The following is a 16272-nucleotide window of genomic DNA, read 5'->3' as shown; positions in this document are numbered from 1 at the left end:
GTGCTCGACCTCGCGCACACCTTGGAGGACCTTCTCCCGGGTGAGCAGGTTGATCCGGCCCAGCTCGTCGTCCTCGCCCCAGTCGCCCCAGGTCGAGCCCGGCGGACGCTGCTTCCAACGCTTCGTCGTCATGGTCACTCCGCTTCCTGGCGCCAGTCCTCGTCGACGGCCTGCCACCTGCATGCTACGTATTCTGTACCGACCGGTCAATGAAATCTTCGGGCGCGCTCGGCCGGCCCACCACGGAGAAGCGCGACGGTACGAACGTGCGGCGCGGCGGATGGTGTAGCGGGCTACACCAGGCATTCGGGAGAAGGGTCCCTCGTGGCGGCGCTCGAGCGACGGGATCGTGGTCGGCAGAGATCACGACCCATCCGCCCCCGCCGAAGGAATGTCCGTGAAGACGCTGCTCGCCGCCGTGAAGTCGTTCATCACCAATCTGCTGCTGTGGTCGTTCTTCCTGGGCGGCCTCACCGCGAGCACCGCGTCCGGCGCCTTCCTCGACGGCACGGAGAAGGACGTGGCCACCTACGCCGGCATCGCCGTCTCACTGCTGGCGGGCTCACGCATCGCCAGGAAGCCGAAGATCAAGGCCTTCCTGTCGAAGCCCTCCACGCTCTGGTTCCTGTTCCTGTTCAACGGCGGTGTGGCCGCGTTCTGCTACTTCACGATGGACGGCGTGAAGGGGATCGCGACCGCCGTCGGTATGGGCCTGGTCTCCCTGGGCGCGGCGGGCGGCCTCGTCTCGAGCCGCAAGGAGCGGACGGCTCCCGCACTCGTGGAGCAGCAGCCCTGGGCCTGACCGCCCGAGCACCGAAATCCTCATCAACCCATGAAGTGAAGGGACCCTTTCCATGCCCTCGATCCGCCGTCGTGGCCGTCGTACCGCCACCATCGCCACCGCCGTCGCCGCCGTCACCCTGACCGCCGGACTCCTGACCGGCTGCGAGGACCTCGACAACTCCCTCGGCTGCCTGAGCAACGCCGACTCGATCTCGGACAGCATCAAGGCGATCCACGAGGCCGGCTGGGACGCGGTGAAGGACCCGTCGAAGACCGACGACTCCATCGACACCATCGACAAGAACCTCGACAAGATCAACAAAGAGACGGACGACAAGAAGGTCGACAAGGCGGTCGACGATCTGGACAAGGCGATAGACGACTACAACAAGTCGATCCTGAACGGCGACACGAGCCCGGACTCCAGCAAGATCGACGCAGCCGCCGACCGTCTGAAGGACGTCTGCACGTCGTGACGGCCGTCACGGTGCCACGGCCGTGAGGAAACACGAACGGGGCCCTGCCGTACACCGGCAGGGCCCCGTTCACTCAGTAACGCTTACCGATCCTCAGCCCTCGCCGGGCGTCAGCCGCAACGAGATGCTGTTGATGCAGTACCGCTGGTCGGTCGGGGTCGCATAGCCCTCCCCCTCGAACACGTGCCCGAGGTGCGATCCGCACCGGGCGCACCGCACCTCGGTCCGCACCATGCCGAGCGTGCGGTCCGAGATCAGCTCCACCGCGTCGGTGTCCTTCGGGTCGAAGAAGGACGGCCAGCCGCAGTGCGACTCGAACTTCGTGTCCGAGGTGAAGAGTTCGGCGTCACAGGCCCGGCAGGAGTAGACGCCCTTCGTCCTGGTGCCCGTGTACTCACCCACGAAGGCGGGTTCCGTGCCGGCCTGACGCAGGACCGTGTACTCGGCCGGCGTCAGCTCCGCGCGCCACTGCTCGTCCGGCTTTTCGACGTCGTACGACATGAAGCTCAGCCCCTTACTGCGAAAAGTCACCGCGAAAGTCACCGTGAAGGCACTGCGGAACCGCGAACGTCACCGTGCCAGACGGTCCAGGATCCGCGGGCCCAGGTCCGTGACATCACCCGCGCCCATGGTGAGAACGAGATCACCGGGCTTCGCCATTCCCGCGACGGTCCCGGGCACCTCTTCCTTGTCGGACACGGCCGTCACATCGGCGCCCGCGGCCCGCGCGGCGTCGATGATCAGCGCGCTGGTGACGCCGGGGACCGGGTCCTCGCGGGCCGGGTAGATGTCGAGGACGACCGACGCGTCCGCGAGCGCCAGCGACTCGCCCATCTCCCTGCCCAGCTCCTGGGTACGGGAGAAGAGGTGCGGCTGGAAGACCACCAGGATGCGCGCATCGCCGACCGCCGCCCGCATCGCCTCCAGGTCCGCCGTCATCTCGGTCGGGTGGTGCGCGTACGAGTCGATGACCTGGACGCCCGCCGCCTCGCCCTTCAGCTGGAGCCGCCGCTTCACCCCCGTGTACGCCGCCAGGGCGGGGGCCAGCTCGTCGGCGGGCACGCCCAGCGCGACGCCCGCGGCCAGCGCGGCCACCGCGTTGTGCGCGTAGTGCCGGCCGGGAACCGACACCGTGAAGGTGAGCTCCTCGCCGCCCAGCAGGACGGTGACCTCGCTCTTCAGCCCCTGCGGTACGACGGACAGCACCCGCACGTCCGCGTCCGCCGACTCCCCGTACGTCACCACTCGCACGGAGTCCGGCAGGCGCCGCGTCAGCTCGCGGGCGCCTTCCTGGTCGGCGGAGACCACCAGCGTCCCGCCGGGCACGATCCGGCCGACGAACGTCTCGAAGGACTCGTAGATCTCGTCCATGGAGGCGTAGTTGGCGTGGTGGTCGAGTTCGACGTTGAGGACGATCGCGACCTCGGGCGCGTACTTGTGGAAGCTGCGGTCCGATTCGTCCGCCTCGGCCACGAAGATCTCGCCGCCGCCGTGCAGGGCGTTCGAGCCGGGCGCGTCCAGGTCGCCGCCGATCGCGTACGAGGGGTTCAGCCCGAGCTCGCTCAGCGACACCGCCAGCATCGACGTCGTGGTCGTCTTGCCGTGCGTGCCCGCGACCGCGATCGGCCGCAGGCCGTCCATCAGCCGGGCGAGCGCGTCCGAACGGTGGACCACCGGAATCCCCAGCTCCGCCGCCCGGGCCAGCTCCGGGTTGTCCGCGCGGATCGCGGAGGAGACCACGACGCAGGTGGCGTCGTCGGCGAGATGTCCGGCCGCGTGCCCGATGTGCACGGTCGCGCCCAACGCCCGCAGTGCCGCGGCGGTCTCGGACTCCTTGGCATCGCTGCCGGCCACCACCGCCCCGCGCTGCGCCAGGATCTTCGCGATCCCCGACATCCCGGCGCCGCCAATGCCGATGAAGTGCGGTCGGTCCATGGCGCTAGGAAGGCCGGGTGCCATGTGCTGTTCTCCCCAAGATCCGGTACAGAAGACGAGCCCCCAGCCTATTCCCTGCGAAGGGGGCACCTTATGGCCGACGCTCAGCTCATCGGCCTAGGGGCGCGGGGAACTGCGCGACCAGCCACAGCGGACCCGCAGCCGCCAGCCCAGCCCCTACGGCGTCACGCCTTGCTGTGCGAGAACAGCTTCAGAACCGGCACCCCCACCTTGTGCCGGGCCCGAGAAGCCCAGTCCCGGTGGAAGAACTCCTCCACGTAGTGGGGATCGGTCAGCACGATGACCTCGTCCGCCTCGATCTCGTCCACCAGCCCCCGCAACGCATCGAGCGGATGGTCCTCGACGATCCGCCCCTCCGCCTCATGCCCAGCCACCTGCAGCGCCGCCAGCGACACCTCGAGCGCCCGCTCCCCCAGCGCCGCCGCGTCCTCCCCCTCCGGGGTGTCCCGCTCGTGCGCCGCCTCGTCGAGCTCGCCCAGGGCGATGTCGTCGATGGCCCGCAACAGCCGGTCGGCCTGGTCGCCCCGGGGCTGGAGCAGCACGTGGAAGGCCACGTCCTCGTCGCCGTGCAAGGTGGTGACGAACTCCACGTCGGCGGACGTCAGGGCCTTCTCGATCATCAGTACGCTTGTGAACACGACAGGCGCCCTTCTCCTCCGTGGGCCGTTCGTAGGCCCCTGCTGAAACCATCCTGCCCCGTGATCGCACGGGGACTGCGAAATTTAGTGTGCCCAGCGAAAGACAAACGGAACGACAGGTTCCGGATCGTGTCGGGACGAGCGGGACCCCGAGTGTCAGGAGCGGTGATAGCGGCTGAACAGGAAGCCGGCCTCCTCCAGCAAGGACACCAGTTCGAAGTGACGGGGAACCGGCACCGAGGGCCCGCCCGAGATCCGCTGGGCGTCCCCCACAGCGAGCATCGGGGAGATCGTCAGACACAGCTCGTCGAGAACGTCGGCCGCCACCAGTTGCCCCAGCAGCCGCGGCCCGCCCTCGGCCAGCAGCCGGGTGTGCCCGAGGCCGGCGAGGGCCTGTACGGCGCGTGCCGGGTCCACGCCCATGCCGTCACCGGCGACGACGACCTGGGCGCCCGCCTTCTCCGCTGCCGCGACCCGGTCGGGGGCCGCGGCGGCGCCCGTGAGGATCAAGGTGGGGACCAGGGGCGAGGTGAACAGCGGGAGCGAGTAGTCCAGCTCCAGGCTCGCGCTGACGATCGCGACCGCCGCCGCCTTCGTCTGTCCGGCCGCCTGCCGGGCCGCGGCGAACTCCGCACGCGCGCGTACCGGGCGGTACCCCTCCTGGCGTACCGTTTCCGCACCGACGAGGACCACGTCCGCCAGTTGCCTCAGGGTGCCGAAGATGCGCATGTCGGAGGCGGACGAGATGGGCTGGGAACGTCCGTCGTGCTGGGCGGCGCCGTCGAGCGTGGACACCATGTTGGCGCGCAGCCAGGTTTCCCGGCGCCCGTTCGCCCGCTCGGGGTAGGCGTAGGCGGCGGCCAGCTCCTCCAGGCTCCACTCACGGTCGCCCGCCCCGGCACCGGGCGGACCACCGGCATCCACGGCCCCTCCCGGAGCCTCGGCCACTGTCTCTTCGGTCACAGGGAACAGGCGTCGCATGCCTGGCAGTCTGGCACGGCCCTTAGCATGGTGAACCGTGCCTACCATCCCCGCCTCGCCCGGATTCGGTCCGATAGCCGACACGGCCCCGCTGTCCCTGTGCGTCCGTGAGCCGCACGTCCCCGCGGACCGGCTGGTCGCCGAGATGGTGCCGCCGCCCCGGTTCGACTCGGTGCGCTTCGACACGTACATCCCGGACCCGAACCAGCCCAGCCAGACCGAGGCCGTGCGCGTCCTCGACGGCTTCGCGGGCGGGCTCGGCGGGGCGCACGCCGTGGGAGGCGGCCGACGGGGCTTCTTCGGGTTCGGGAAGGTCAGGGCGTCCAAGGTGCCGGCCGGTCCCCGTGGCGTCTACCTCGACGGCGGTTACGGCGTCGGCAAGACCCACCTCCTCGCCTCCCTCTGGCACGCCACCCCGGCCGAGCCCGCGCTCAAGGCGTTCGGCACCTTCGTGGAGCTGACGAACCTGGTCGGCGCCCTCGGCTTCCAGAAGACCGTCCAGACCCTGTCCGGCCACCGGCTGCTCTGCATCGACGAGTTCGAGCTGGACGACCCGGGCGACACCGTCCTCGTCTCGACCCTGCTCGGCAAGCTCGTCGACGCGGGCGTCGCGCTCGCCGCCACCTCGAACACCCTGCCGGGCAAGCTCGGTGAGGGCCGGTTCGCGTCGGCCGACTTCCTGCGCGAGATCCAGGGTCTGTCCGCCCACTTCCGCGCGCTGCGCATCGACGGCGAGGACTACCGCCACCGGGGGCTTCCCCAGGCCCCGGCGCCGTACTCCGAGGAGCAGGTGACCAAGGCGGCGTACGCCACCGAGGGCACGTCGCTCGACGGCTTCCCGCAGCTCCTCGACCACCTCGCCCGTGTGCACCCCAGCCGGTACGGCGCCCTCACCGACGGCCTGAAGGCCGTGTGCCTCACCGATGTGCGGCCGGTTCCGGACCAGTCGACGGCGCTGCGGCTCGTCGTGCTCGCCGACCGGCTGTACGACCGCGAGGTGCCGGTGCTCGCCTCCGGCCTGCCCTTCGACCAGTTGTTCAGCGAGGAGATGCTGAACGGCGGCTACCGCAAGAAGTACTTCCGCGCGATCTCCCGCCTGACCGCGCTGGCCCGCGACGCCAGGGGCCTCGTGGAACCCTCCTGAGGTCCTGCCCCGCGGACCATGTGAACCACCGCGGGTCAACGATCAGTTCGCGTCATCCCACCCGCGCTTTTCAGGCTCTCTTCAGCCTGAAACGCTAAGTTAACCCAGCAAACAACTTCGCAGGGTTAACGTGCCTCTTGACCCGCCGTTGACCAATCATTGACGCGTACAAGAGATCGCGAACTGCCTGGAGGGGGCGCATGTTCCGAGGTGCAACGTCCCGGACCGTGTTTTCTCTCCTCGCCGCCGCTCTACTGGCCCTCCAACTCTTCGCTCCCACCGCGTCCTTCGCATCCGCGCACACAGCCCGTCATGCCGAGGCCAAGACCGAGCCCAGAAACAAACCCAGGGCGGCGGACCAGCGCGACGAGTACGTCACCTGTGGTGACGGCGGCCGTCATCACGACCCGAGCCTGCCTCTGCGCACCCGGGACCGGCATCGCCTCGCCGATTCGGGTCCCCAGGTGCCCGAGCGACCGCTCCTCACGGTGGACCCCACGGCTCCGCACGAACCGGAAACACGCGTCACGGCCCGCCGTCAGGCGCCCAGATCACTGACCGCGCACACCCCAGCCGCGCTCCAGGTGTTCCGCTGCTGACAGCAGGGACGTCCCCCCACGTTCTGTCATCACGTCCGACTGTCATGTACGTCCGACGCGCCGTCGAGGCGCGCCAGGAGGAGTCACCACATGCAGCCCCTCATCGAGAACGCCCGCACCTTCGGCTCGCGCCCGGAGGAGTTCGCCAAGCTCGCCGAAGGCCAGTCCCCCCAGGTCCTGTTCATCACCTGCTCCGATTCCAGGGTCGTCCCGGCCCTGATCACGGGTGCCAGGCCGGGTGAGCTCTTCGAGCTGCGCACCGCGGGCAACATCGTCCCCCCGTACGCCTCCGCCCGCCCCACCGGTGAGGCCGCCACCATCGAGTACGCCGTGGAGGTCCTCGGCGTCGGCGACATCGTCGTCTGCGGCCACTCGCACTGCGGTGCCGTCGGCGCCCTGGTGCGCGGCGACGACCTCACCGCCGTACCCGCCGTACGCGACTGGCTCGCGCACGCCGCCGACGCCCCCTCGGCCACAGCCACGAACCCGTCCGACACCGGTGACCCGACGGTCGCCTCCGCCGTCCAGAACCACGTCCTGGCACAGCTGCTGCGGCTGCGCTCCTATCCGTGCGTGGAGCAACGCCTGGCGGAGGGCCGACTGCGGTTGCGCGGCTGGTACTACGAGGTGCACACCGGGTCCGTACGCGAACACCGCGCCGCCACCGACGCGTTCGAAGCGCTGTGAGGGCCGCCATGTCCATACGTACCAAGGTCCCCCATCTGCGGCAGGACTTCGCCGCCTCGCTCGTCGTCTTCCTGGTCGCCCTGCCGCTGTGCGTGGGCGTCGCGGTCGCCTCCGGTGTGCCTGCCGAACTCGGCCTGATCACGGGCATCGTGGGCGGCATCGTCACCGGATTTCTGCCGGGCAGCAGCCTCCAGGTGTCGGGGCCCGCCGCCGGCCTCACCGTCCTGGTCTTCGAAGCCGTACGGGAACACGGGCTGCCCGCGCTCGGGGTGATCGTGCTCGCCGCCGGTCTGCTCCAACTCGCCATGGGCGCCCTGAAGCTGGGGCGCTGGTTCCGGGCCATATCGGTGTCCGTCGTCGAGGGCATGCTGGCCGGAATCGGGCTCGTGATCATCGCCGGTCAGCTGTACGCGGCGGCCGGGCTGAAGGCGCCGGCCGCCGGGCTCGACAAGATCACCGGGCTGCCCGAGGCCGCCGCGAAGGCCGTGGGGAGCACCGACGCGATGGCCTCGCTGGCGGTCGGCGCGGGCACGGTCGCCGTGATCGTGCTGTGGCAGCGGCTGCCCAGGAAGGTGCGGGCGGTGCCGGGCGCGCTCGCCGCGGTGGTCCTGGCGACCGTCGTCACCCTCGTTTTCAGTCTGCCGGTGGCGACCGTCGAGGTGAAGGGCCTGCTGGACGCCGTCCAGCTGCCCGGGCTCGGCTCCTTCGGCGAACTGGCGAGCCTGAGCGTGATCGGTACGGTCGTGGCGTTCACGCTGATCGCGTCCGCCGAGAGCCTGTTCAGCGCCGCCGCCGTGGACCGGCTGCACGACGGGCCGCGAACCCGGTACGACAAGGAGCTGATGGCGCAGGGCGCCGGTAACACCGTGTGCGGGCTGCTGGGCGCGCTGCCGATGACCGCGGTGATCGTGCGCAGCTCGGCGAACGTCCAGGCGGGGGCGCGGACGAAGGCGTCCCGGGTGCTGCACGGCGTATGGCTGCTGCTGTTCGCGGCGCTGTTGCCCGGCGCGCTGGCGCTCATCCCGCTGCCCGCGCTGGCGGGCATCCTCGTCCACGCCGGCTGGAAGCTCATTCCGGTGCGCGGGGTCGTCTCGCTCTGGCGCGAGCACCGGGGCGAGGCGCTGATCCTGGTGGTCACGGCCCTGGCGATCGTGTCCGTGAACATGTTCGAGGGAGTGCTGATCGGTCTCGCCCTGTCGGTGGGCAAGACCGCCTGGGAGGCCTCGCACATCAAGCTGGAGGTCGTCGACAAGGGCGCCGGGCCCGTCCAGGCGTATCTGTCGGGCAACGCGACCTTCCTGCGGCTGCCGAAGATCCTCGACAGTTTGGAGGCGCTGCCCCAGGACCGGCCGATAGAGCTGGACCTGTCGGGCCTGCACCATCTGGACCACGCCTGCCGCACGGCCCTGGAGAGCTGGGCGGAGCGGCACAGCGCGGACGGGACGGAACCCGTGAAGATGATGACGACCGCGCCGTAACCTCCGCGGCTCTCGCCTTGCGAGGCCGCCCGGTCCGGGGCTCGACCCGAGCCCCGGACCGGGCATATCGTTTGTTAAGGGTGCCGATCGGCACGTACGGGACGGCTGCGAGAGGTCGTCGTCATGCTTCAGGAACTACTGACCGCGGGCATCGCCACCGGGGCCGCCGGGCTCGTCTACGTCGGGGCGGCGGCACGGGTCGTCAAGCAGTACGAACGCGGGGTCGTCTTCCGGCTCGGCCGCCTCGCCGGAGACGCACGGCTGCCGGGTTTCACGCTGATCGTCCCGTTCGTGGACCGGCTGTGCAAGGTCAACATGCAGATCGTCACGCTGCCGATCCCGGCCCAGGAGGGCATCACCCGGGACAACGTGACCGTGCGCGTGGACGCGGTCGTCTACTTCAAGGTGGTCGACGCGGCGAACGCGATCATCCAGGTCGAGGACTACCGGTTCGCGGTCTCGCAGATGGCGCAGACCTCGCTGCGCTCGATCATCGGCAAGAGCGACCTGGACGACCTCCTGTCCAACCGGGAGCAGCTCAACCAGGGGCTGGAGCTGATGATCGACAGCCCGGCGATCGGCTGGGGTGTGCAGATCGACCGGGTCGAGATCAAGGACGTCTCCCTGCCGGACACGATGAAGCGCTCGATGGCCCGCCAGGCCGAGGCCGACCGTGAACGCCGGGCCCGCATCATCAACGCGGACGCCGAACTGCAGGCCTCGAAGAAGCTCGCGGAGGCCGCCGCGGTGATGTCCGAGCAGCCCGCCGCACTCCAACTCCGCCTGCTCCAGACGGTGGTGGCGGTCGCGGCGGAGAAGAACTCCACGCTCGTCCTGCCCTTCCCGGTGGAGCTGCTCCGCTTCCTGGAACGGGCGCAGGTTCAGCAGCCGCCGCCAGGCGGGTCACCCGGATGAGGCGCGCTCCGCGCATGGTTCCCGAGGCCCGTACGGCGTGATACACACGGCAAGGTCACAGTCCTGTCCGCCAACAGGAAGGTTGCCCCCATGTCCGCATTCGGCACGCCCGAACTCGACGGCCCCTCAGCAGACGCTCACCCCAGGGCAGTTGACGACACCTCCGCATCCCGACGCCAGGTCCTCGCGCGCACCGGCGCCCTGGGGGCCGGTATCGCCTTCACCGGAGCCCTCTCCGAACTCTTCGCCGGTACCGCCGCCGCCCAGGAGCCGGGTCACTCCGGCTACGGCCCTCTGATCCCCGACCCGAAGGGCCTGCTCGACCTGCCGAAAGGTTTCCGCTACCGGGTCCTGTCCCGTGAGGGCGACCCCCTCCCCTCCGGCGAGGGCCCTGTCCCCTCCAACCACGACGGTATGGCGGCCTTCGCGGGCCGACACGGCCGCGTCCACCTGGTCCGCAACCACGAGAACCGGGTCACCGCCAAAATCCCGGTCCCGACGGTCAGGGGCCTCACCTATGACCCGATGGGCAAGGGCGGCTGTACGTCGCTCACCCTCGACCGGGACGGCGACGTCCTCACGGAACGGGTCACCATCGCCGGTACTGCCGTCAACTGCGCGGGCGGGCCCACGCCTTGGGGCACCTGGCTGACCTGCGAGGAGACCGAGGACAAGGCCGGCACCAACGGCTACACCAAGGACCACGGCTTCATCTTCGAGGTCGACGGGGCCGACCCGCACCGCACCGGCGCCGTCCCGCTCACCGCGATGGGCCGCTTCCAGCACGAGGCGATCGCCGTCGACCCGAAGAACGGCATCGTCTACGAGACCGAGGACGCCTTCCTCAAACCCTTCGGCCTCTTCTACCGCTTCCTGCCCAAGAGGCCGCTGGGCGGAGTGGGTTCACTGCGCGCGGGCGGGCGGCTCCAGGCGATGCGCGTGCCGGGCGTACCCGACCTCTCCTCGATCCAGGAACCGGGTGCCACCTTCGACGGCGTCGAGTGGGTGGACGTACCGGACCCGCTGGCCGCTCAAACCCCCGTCCGGCTCCAGGACTTCGGGCCGAAGGGCATCACGCACGCGCAGAAGCTGGAGGGCTGCTACTGGGGTGGGCGGAGCGTGTACTTCGTGTCGTCGTTCGCCCACGCGAGCGACGGCTCGGCGGCGACCCACTTCGGCCAGATCTGGCGCTACGACCCCACCGCGCGCCGCCTCACCCTGGTCATCGTGTTCGGCCCGGACACGGACGTCCAGCTGCCCGGCGAGTCACCGGACAACATCTGTCTCGCCCCGAGCGGCGGCCTGATGGTGTGCGAGGACGGGAACGGCGCCCAGCACGTGTACGGCGTGACGCGCCGGGGCGAGGTGTACGCGATGGCCCGAAACGCACAGGACATCGGCACCCCGGAAACCCCCGAGTGGGGCGAGTTCGCGGGCGTCACCTTCTCTCCGGACGGCCGGACGATGTACGTCAACTGCTACACACCCGGGACGACATTCGCGGTACGGGGCCCGTGGAAGCGGTAACGGGCGCCCCCTGAACCAGGACATGGCGGGCAGGCTCTAACCTGTCCGCCATGAACGCATCGGGGGACCTGGTCGACGGGCGGTTCGAGCTGCTGGAGCGGCTCGGCAGTGGCGGAATGGGCACAGTGTGGCGGGCCCGCGACTCCGTGCTGCACCGTGAGGTCGCGCTGAAGGCGGTACGGCCCGACGCGGCGGCGACCGATGCCGTACGGGAGCGGGTGATGCGCGAGGCGCGGGCGCTCGCCCGGCTCAGCCACCCGCATGTGGTCACCGTCCATCAGATCATCGACGCCGACCCGCATCCCTGGATCGTCATGGAGCTGGTGCCCGGCGTCTCGCTCGACAAGCGCCTGGAATCGGGCCCGCTGACGCCGGTGGAGGCGGCGCGGATCGGCAGCCAGGTGCTGGACGCGCTGCGCGCGGCGCACGCGGCGGGCGTCCAGCACCGGGACGTGAAACCGGCGAACATCCTCCTGCGGCCGGACGGGAGCGCGGTCCTCACCGACTTCGGGATCGCGGCGCTCCAGGGCGCGACGGCTCTGACGATGACCGGCGAACTCGTCGGATCCCCCGAGTACATCGCCCCGGAACGCATCCGCGGCCCCTCCGACGACCCCGCCTCCGACCTGTGGTCCCTGGGGGTCGTGCTGTACGTGTGCGTGGAGGGCGTGAGCCCCCTGCGCCGCGAGACCTCGCTCGCGACGCTGGCCGCGGTCCTGGAGTCGGAGGTCCCGCCGCCGTCCCGCTCCGGCCCGCTGACCCCCGTACTCGACGCTCTGCTCGAACGGGACCCGGCGGCACGTCCCGACACGGGCCGGCTGGCGGCGATGCTGGAGCAGGTGGTGGCGGGCGGGACAGCGAGGTCCGTTCAGCGGACGCTGACGGCCCTCCAACCCATGGGTCACGGTGCGGAGTCCGGGGGGACACCACCGAACTCCGCACCCATGGCGGCGCACGCGGAGCGGCGCAAGCCGGGACAGGGGGCCCTGCCCTCGCCGTACCGCCGTAAGCGGGTCGCCGTGTCCGCCGTACTCGCGGTCTGCGTCGCGGTCGCGGCCGTCTTCCTCACGCTGCGCCTCCTCGACGGGAACGACTCGGACGGCGACTCGGGCCCGTCGGCCGGTACGAGAACCTCGCCCGGCCCATCGGCCGCCTCGCCCACCGCGGCCGGCCGCTGGATCGCCCAGCTCCACTCCGAGCCGGTCGGTTCCGGGACCGCCGCCCGGGACGCACGGCTCGCCAGGATCAGGGACTCGGTGCCGGAGGCGGTGTTCGTGCGCAGCGACAAGTACGCGTCCCTGCGCCCGGGTTACTGGGTGATCTACGCCCCCGGCCCGTTCGCGGACGGCCATGCCGCGCTGGCCTTCTGCGGCGAACGCGGCCTGACGACACCGGACACCTGCCTGGGCCGCTACCTGAGCGACGACGCCGCCGACTTCGCGGACCAGTGCCGCCCACCCGCCGCCAACCCCACCGGGCGCTGCACACGAAGCTAGGGCCTGTCCGGCGGGGTCACGGCCAGGTGGGTGACATCCACGCGGCTCGCCCTCGCGGCGACCCACCGAGCGACCCGGGCATTTCTACCTTCGCACGATGATCAGTTTCGTACGACGAGTCGCCACCGGCTGTGTCCTGGGCGCCGCGCTCACCACCCTCGCCGCCTGCGGCAGCGCCCCGGTCCCGCAACGGACCGAGCGGCAGCCTCCCGCGCTCCCGTCCGCCGCCCCCTCCCGGCCGCCCACCCTCGCCCCCGGGCCCGCCGGCCTGACCCCCGTCTTCCGGAACGGCCCGCGCACCCCGGACAAGGCCGTCGCCCTCACCTTCGACGCCGACATGACCGCCGGGCAGGGCGACCGGGCGGCGCGAGGTGAACGGTTCGACAATCCCCGGCTGATCGCCTCGCTGCGGACGCTGAAGGTGCCGGCGACCGTGTTCATGACGGGCCGGTGGGCCGAGGAGTACCCGTCCCAGGCCCGCTCCATCGGACGGGACCCCCTCTTCGAGGTCGCCAACCACTCGTACAGCCACTACGCCTTCACCGAGGACTGCTACGGGCTGCCGACCATCGCCGGCTCGGCCTCCGGCTCCGCTGCCGGGGAACGGATGCGCGCCGACGTCGAGCGGGCCTTCACCGCCTTCCGGGCCGCCGGGGTGCCCCGCGCCATGCCCTACTTCCGCTTCCCCGGCGGGTGTTACGACCGGCGGGCGCTGCGCGCCCTGAGCACGGCCGGAGTCACCGCCGTGCAGTGGGACGTGGTCAGCGGGGACGCCTTCGCGACGGACGCCGATGCCGTGGCGCGGGAGGTGCTGGACGGCGTCCGGCCCGGGTCGGTCGTCGTCATGCACTGCACGCGCAGCGCCGCCCCGGCGACCGAGCGGGCCCTCCGCGCGATCGTGCCCGCGCTGCGCGGGCGCGGCTTCCGGTTCGTGAAGGTGTCCGAGCTGATCGGGGCCACGGGTGGACGACGGTGACCGGCTTACGCTGACGCCATGAGCGACGAGCACAAGAACACGCACACGCACACGCACACGCACGAGAGTGCAGCCGGTGGACCGCCGTACGCGGAGTGCGTGCTGTGCCGGGAGCCGACCGAGTACCCGGCGTCGCAGAAGGGCATCACGCTCTGCCCCGTCTGCGAATGGCAGGAGGCTCAGCGCAACGCCTGCTCAGGGTGAGCGGCGTGAGGTGAGCGCGCAGGCCGCGGCGGTCGCCGCCGCCGTGAGCAGGGCTGCCGCGGCCAGTGGCAGCAGCGGCACCGGGATCATGCCCGATCGCGAGCCGGTCACCAGGGACGTGATCGCCGACTTGGCCGGGGAGCCGGTCACCACCATCGCCAGCAGCGCGCCGAGCATCATCGCGGGCACCGCCCGGCCGGGCGAGCGCAGCAGCGGCCAGGTCGTGAGCGCACCGACGGCCGTGCCGAGCAGGGCACACACCAGGGCGGCGAGCAGCCCGGCGGCACCGGCCGGGAGCGGCTCCACCCGGACCTGGTGGTCGGCGCTCGCCGGGTCGCTGATCAGGGTCACCACGACGGTCGCGGCCGTACCGAGCGCCGCCGCGGCGGCCAGTGCCACCAGCAGACAGGCGAGGTGTGCCCGTCCGGGGCCGACGGCCGCGGCCACGGCGGCGCGGGCGGCGGGCGGCTCGTTGCCCGCGCAGATCCGCACCAGCCAGGCGGCCACCGGCAGGACGGCCGCCGCGGCATACCCGAGCGAGTCGAGCACCGGCTGCCCGCCCTGCACCCCGACGCCCAGGAACACCGCGTACAGGATGAACGGCGGCAGCCAGCGCTGCGAACGCATGAGCAGGGCTGCCTGGTAGCGCAGGAGGGCGTTCATCGGCGGCTCTCGTCGGTGGCGAGCGGTGCGGGTACGGCGGTGCCGCCGGGCGTTCCGGTCGTGACGGGGTTTCCGGCCGTTTCCGGTTCCACGCTCACCACGTGCCAGGGCGGGCGGGCCGTGAGCAGGGCGCGCAGGACGACGTCCGAGTGGGTCCCGGGGACGGTGAGCCGGTGGCCGCCCGGCGTCGCGGTCTCCGCGCTCGACGTCGTCCACCTCAGCGCCTCGGCCGGGGGCCGCGCGCCCGGCGGACCCTGGGCCTCGACGACCAGGTGCGGGCCGACGGATTCCGGCGAACCGGCTTGTACCGTAAGGAGGTTGAGGGCGCCGTCGATCACGGTGTACGTCGCGTCGGACGCCCCCGCCAGGCGGCCCGGGTCATGATCGACGAACACCACCGAGGCGCCGGACGCGGTGAGTTCGGCGCCGACCCGCTCCAACTCGCCCCGGGCCTCGGTGTCGAGGCCCGTCCACGCCTCGTCGAGGACGAGCAGCTCCGGGTCGGCGAGCAGTGCCTGCGCGACCGCGACCTTCTGGCTGCTGCCCTTCGACAGCTCCGCCATGGGCGTCCGGGCGTACGCGGCGGCGCCGAGCCGCTCCAGCCACTCGTCGGCGGCGCGGGCGGCGGCCGTACGGGACAGTCCGTGCACGGCGCCGAGATGCGTGAGGTAGCCGTGCGCGGTGAAGGGGAGCGCCGCCGGGAAGCGCTCGGGCACGTACGCGGTGCGCGGGCGGCCGGTGAGGGTGCCCTCCGTGGGGGCGTCGATGCCGGCGAGCACGCGCAGGAGGGTGGACTTGCCGGTGCCGTTGGCGCCCTCGATGCGGGTGAGGGTGCCGGGCGCCAAGGCCAGGTCCACGCCCCGCAGGACCCAGGGGCCGCGCAGTCCGTAGCGGCGGCCCACACCGTCCAGTCGAAGCTCACGTCGCACGCCGCCCCCGCCCTCTCCCCCGGAAGAACCGATCTTCCGCCTGGCAGACTGAAGGACGTGACCAATGACCCGGCCGTTCCCGGCGACAGCCCTTTCCGCTCCGAACGATCACCTCGTGACGAGGCCCCCCAGTTCGTCCTCCCCCTCGTCGCCCGGATCGAGAAGGCCGAGCCGCCCGCTCGTACGGACGCGTTGGAGACCGCCGCCCGCGCCGTTCTTGTGATCCTCGGGGACGAGCGGTCGGCCGGGGACGGGGAATGGGCCGAGGTCATGCGGGACTGGCAGGACGCCCGGATCCGCAAGGTCGTGCGGCGGGCCCGGGGTGCCGAGTGGCGCCGGGCCGAGGCGCTGCCCGGCATCACGGTCACCGGCAAGTCGGCCGAGGTACGGGTCTTCCCGCCCGTTCCGCTGGACGGCTGGCCCAAGGACCTGGCCCGGCTCCAGGTGTCCGGCACCGACCTGGAGGACCCGGAGCCGCCGCTCGGCCCCGACCCGGCGGTGCCCGTCCTCTGGCTCAACCCCGAGCTGGACATGTCGGCGGGCAAGGCGATGGCCCAGACGGGACACGGTGCCCAGCTGGCGTGGTGGGAGCTGTCGGACGAGGCTCGCGCGCTCTGGCGGGACGCGGGCTTCCCGCTCACCGTCCGCACGGCGGAGCCGGACAACTGGCGCGAACTGACCTCCGGCGGACTCCCATTGGTCCGGGATGCCGGTTTCACGGAGATCGCGCCCGGTTCGGCGACGGTGGTCGCGGACCATCGCCCCCTGGGTCGCACAGGATTCAAACATCTTCGTTGAACATCCCCGGGATGCCGCCCGT

18 protein-coding genes are annotated in these 16272 nt (G+C 71.3%); 12 read left to right on the top strand and 6 right to left on the bottom strand.

The features are described from left to right. Positions 1–397 precede the first annotated feature (397 nt). Positions 398–802, top strand: a complete 405-nt coding sequence (locus tag G3I71_RS36925; RefSeq protein ID WP_164321828.1) for a hypothetical protein — start codon at positions 398–400, stop codon at positions 800–802. Between the two features lie 52 nt (positions 803–854). After that, on the top strand, positions 855–1259 hold the full coding sequence (locus G3I71_RS36920; RefSeq protein WP_164321826.1) for a hypothetical protein: 405 nt from the start codon (positions 855–857) through the stop codon (positions 1257–1259). A 93-nt stretch (positions 1260–1352) separates the two neighbouring features. On the opposite strand, the gene msrB is transcribed toward G3I71_RS36920, so the two are convergent. The 4 genes from msrB to G3I71_RS36900 form a co-directional block, all read right to left on the bottom strand. Next, complete coding sequence (msrB, locus tag G3I71_RS36915) at positions 1353–1760, bottom strand: peptide-methionine (R)-S-oxide reductase MsrB (protein WP_164321847.1); 408 nt, start codon at positions 1758–1760, stop codon at positions 1353–1355. Positions 1761–1829: 69 nt separating this feature from the next. After that, positions 1830–3218, bottom strand: coding sequence for a UDP-N-acetylmuramate--L-alanine ligase (gene murC, locus G3I71_RS36910; RefSeq protein WP_164321824.1), 1389 nt, complete (start codon positions 3216–3218; stop codon positions 1830–1832). A 161-nt stretch (positions 3219–3379) separates the two neighbouring features. Then, positions 3380–3853, bottom strand: a complete 474-nt coding sequence (locus G3I71_RS36905; RefSeq protein ID WP_164321822.1) for an indole-3-glycerol phosphate synthase — start codon at positions 3851–3853, stop codon at positions 3380–3382. A 156-nt stretch (positions 3854–4009) separates the two neighbouring features. After that, on the bottom strand, positions 4010–4834 hold the full coding sequence (locus G3I71_RS36900) for a pyrimidine reductase family protein (protein ID WP_164321820.1): 825 nt from the start codon (positions 4832–4834) through the stop codon (positions 4010–4012). Between the two features lie 37 nt (positions 4835–4871). Between G3I71_RS36900 and zapE the strand changes: the two genes are divergently transcribed. From zapE to G3I71_RS36855, 9 genes are all read left to right on the top strand, one after another. Beyond that, on the top strand, positions 4872–5978 hold the full coding sequence (zapE, locus tag G3I71_RS36895) for a cell division protein ZapE (protein WP_164321818.1): 1107 nt from the start codon (positions 4872–4874) through the stop codon (positions 5976–5978). A 227-nt stretch (positions 5979–6205) separates the two neighbouring features. Then, on the top strand, positions 6206–6577 hold the full coding sequence (locus G3I71_RS36890; protein WP_343243174.1) for a hypothetical protein: 372 nt from the start codon (positions 6206–6208) through the stop codon (positions 6575–6577). 90 nt (positions 6578–6667) lie between these two features. Further along, entirely contained in the window at positions 6668–7264 is a 597-nt protein-coding gene (locus G3I71_RS36885; RefSeq protein WP_164321814.1) for a carbonic anhydrase, read from the top strand. Between the two features lie 8 nt (positions 7265–7272). Continuing rightward, on the top strand, positions 7273–8742 hold the full coding sequence (locus G3I71_RS36880) for a SulP family inorganic anion transporter (RefSeq protein WP_164321812.1): 1470 nt from the start codon (positions 7273–7275) through the stop codon (positions 8740–8742). A 123-nt stretch (positions 8743–8865) separates the two neighbouring features. Then, complete coding sequence (locus G3I71_RS36875) at positions 8866–9657, top strand: slipin family protein (RefSeq protein ID WP_164321810.1); 792 nt, start codon at positions 8866–8868, stop codon at positions 9655–9657. 90 nt (positions 9658–9747) lie between these two features. Further along, positions 9748–11184, top strand: coding sequence for an alkaline phosphatase PhoX (locus G3I71_RS36870; RefSeq protein ID WP_239149559.1), 1437 nt, complete (start codon positions 9748–9750; stop codon positions 11182–11184). Between the two features lie 50 nt (positions 11185–11234). Then, positions 11235–12680 (top strand): serine/threonine-protein kinase, encoded by a 1446-nt coding sequence (locus G3I71_RS36865; protein ID WP_164321808.1) that lies wholly within the window; start codon positions 11235–11237, stop codon positions 12678–12680. Between the two features lie 97 nt (positions 12681–12777). Further along, entirely contained in the window at positions 12778–13656 is an 879-nt protein-coding gene (locus tag G3I71_RS36860; RefSeq protein WP_164321806.1) for a polysaccharide deacetylase family protein, read from the top strand. 18 nt (positions 13657–13674) lie between these two features. Continuing rightward, positions 13675–13860: a hypothetical protein gene (locus tag G3I71_RS36855; protein WP_164321804.1), complete on the top strand. Its 186-nt coding sequence runs from the start codon at positions 13675–13677 to the stop codon at positions 13858–13860. Here G3I71_RS36855 and G3I71_RS36850 read toward each other — a convergent pair. Together G3I71_RS36850 and G3I71_RS36845 are read right to left on the bottom strand one after the other, a co-directional pair. After that, complete coding sequence (locus G3I71_RS36850) at positions 13852–14523, bottom strand: ABC transporter (RefSeq protein WP_164321802.1); 672 nt, start codon at positions 14521–14523, stop codon at positions 13852–13854. The genes G3I71_RS36855 and G3I71_RS36850 overlap by 9 nt on opposite strands. Further along, complete coding sequence (locus G3I71_RS36845; RefSeq protein WP_164321799.1) at positions 14520–15452, bottom strand: ATP-binding cassette domain-containing protein; 933 nt, start codon at positions 15450–15452, stop codon at positions 14520–14522. The genes G3I71_RS36850 and G3I71_RS36845 overlap by 4 nt, the downstream gene beginning before the upstream one ends. 57 nt (positions 15453–15509) lie before the next feature. Between G3I71_RS36845 and G3I71_RS36840 the strand changes: the two genes are divergently transcribed. After that, complete coding sequence (locus G3I71_RS36840) at positions 15510–16250, top strand: aminoacyl-tRNA hydrolase (protein ID WP_164321797.1); 741 nt, start codon at positions 15510–15512, stop codon at positions 16248–16250. Positions 16251–16272: the final 22 nt, after the last annotated feature.

It is taken from the genome of Streptomyces sp. SID12501 (assembly GCF_010550245.1).
In the GTDB taxonomy this organism is placed as follows: Bacteria; Actinomycetota; Actinomycetes; order Streptomycetales; family Streptomycetaceae; genus Streptomyces.
This window is presented reverse-complemented; position numbering and strand designations above follow the sequence as displayed.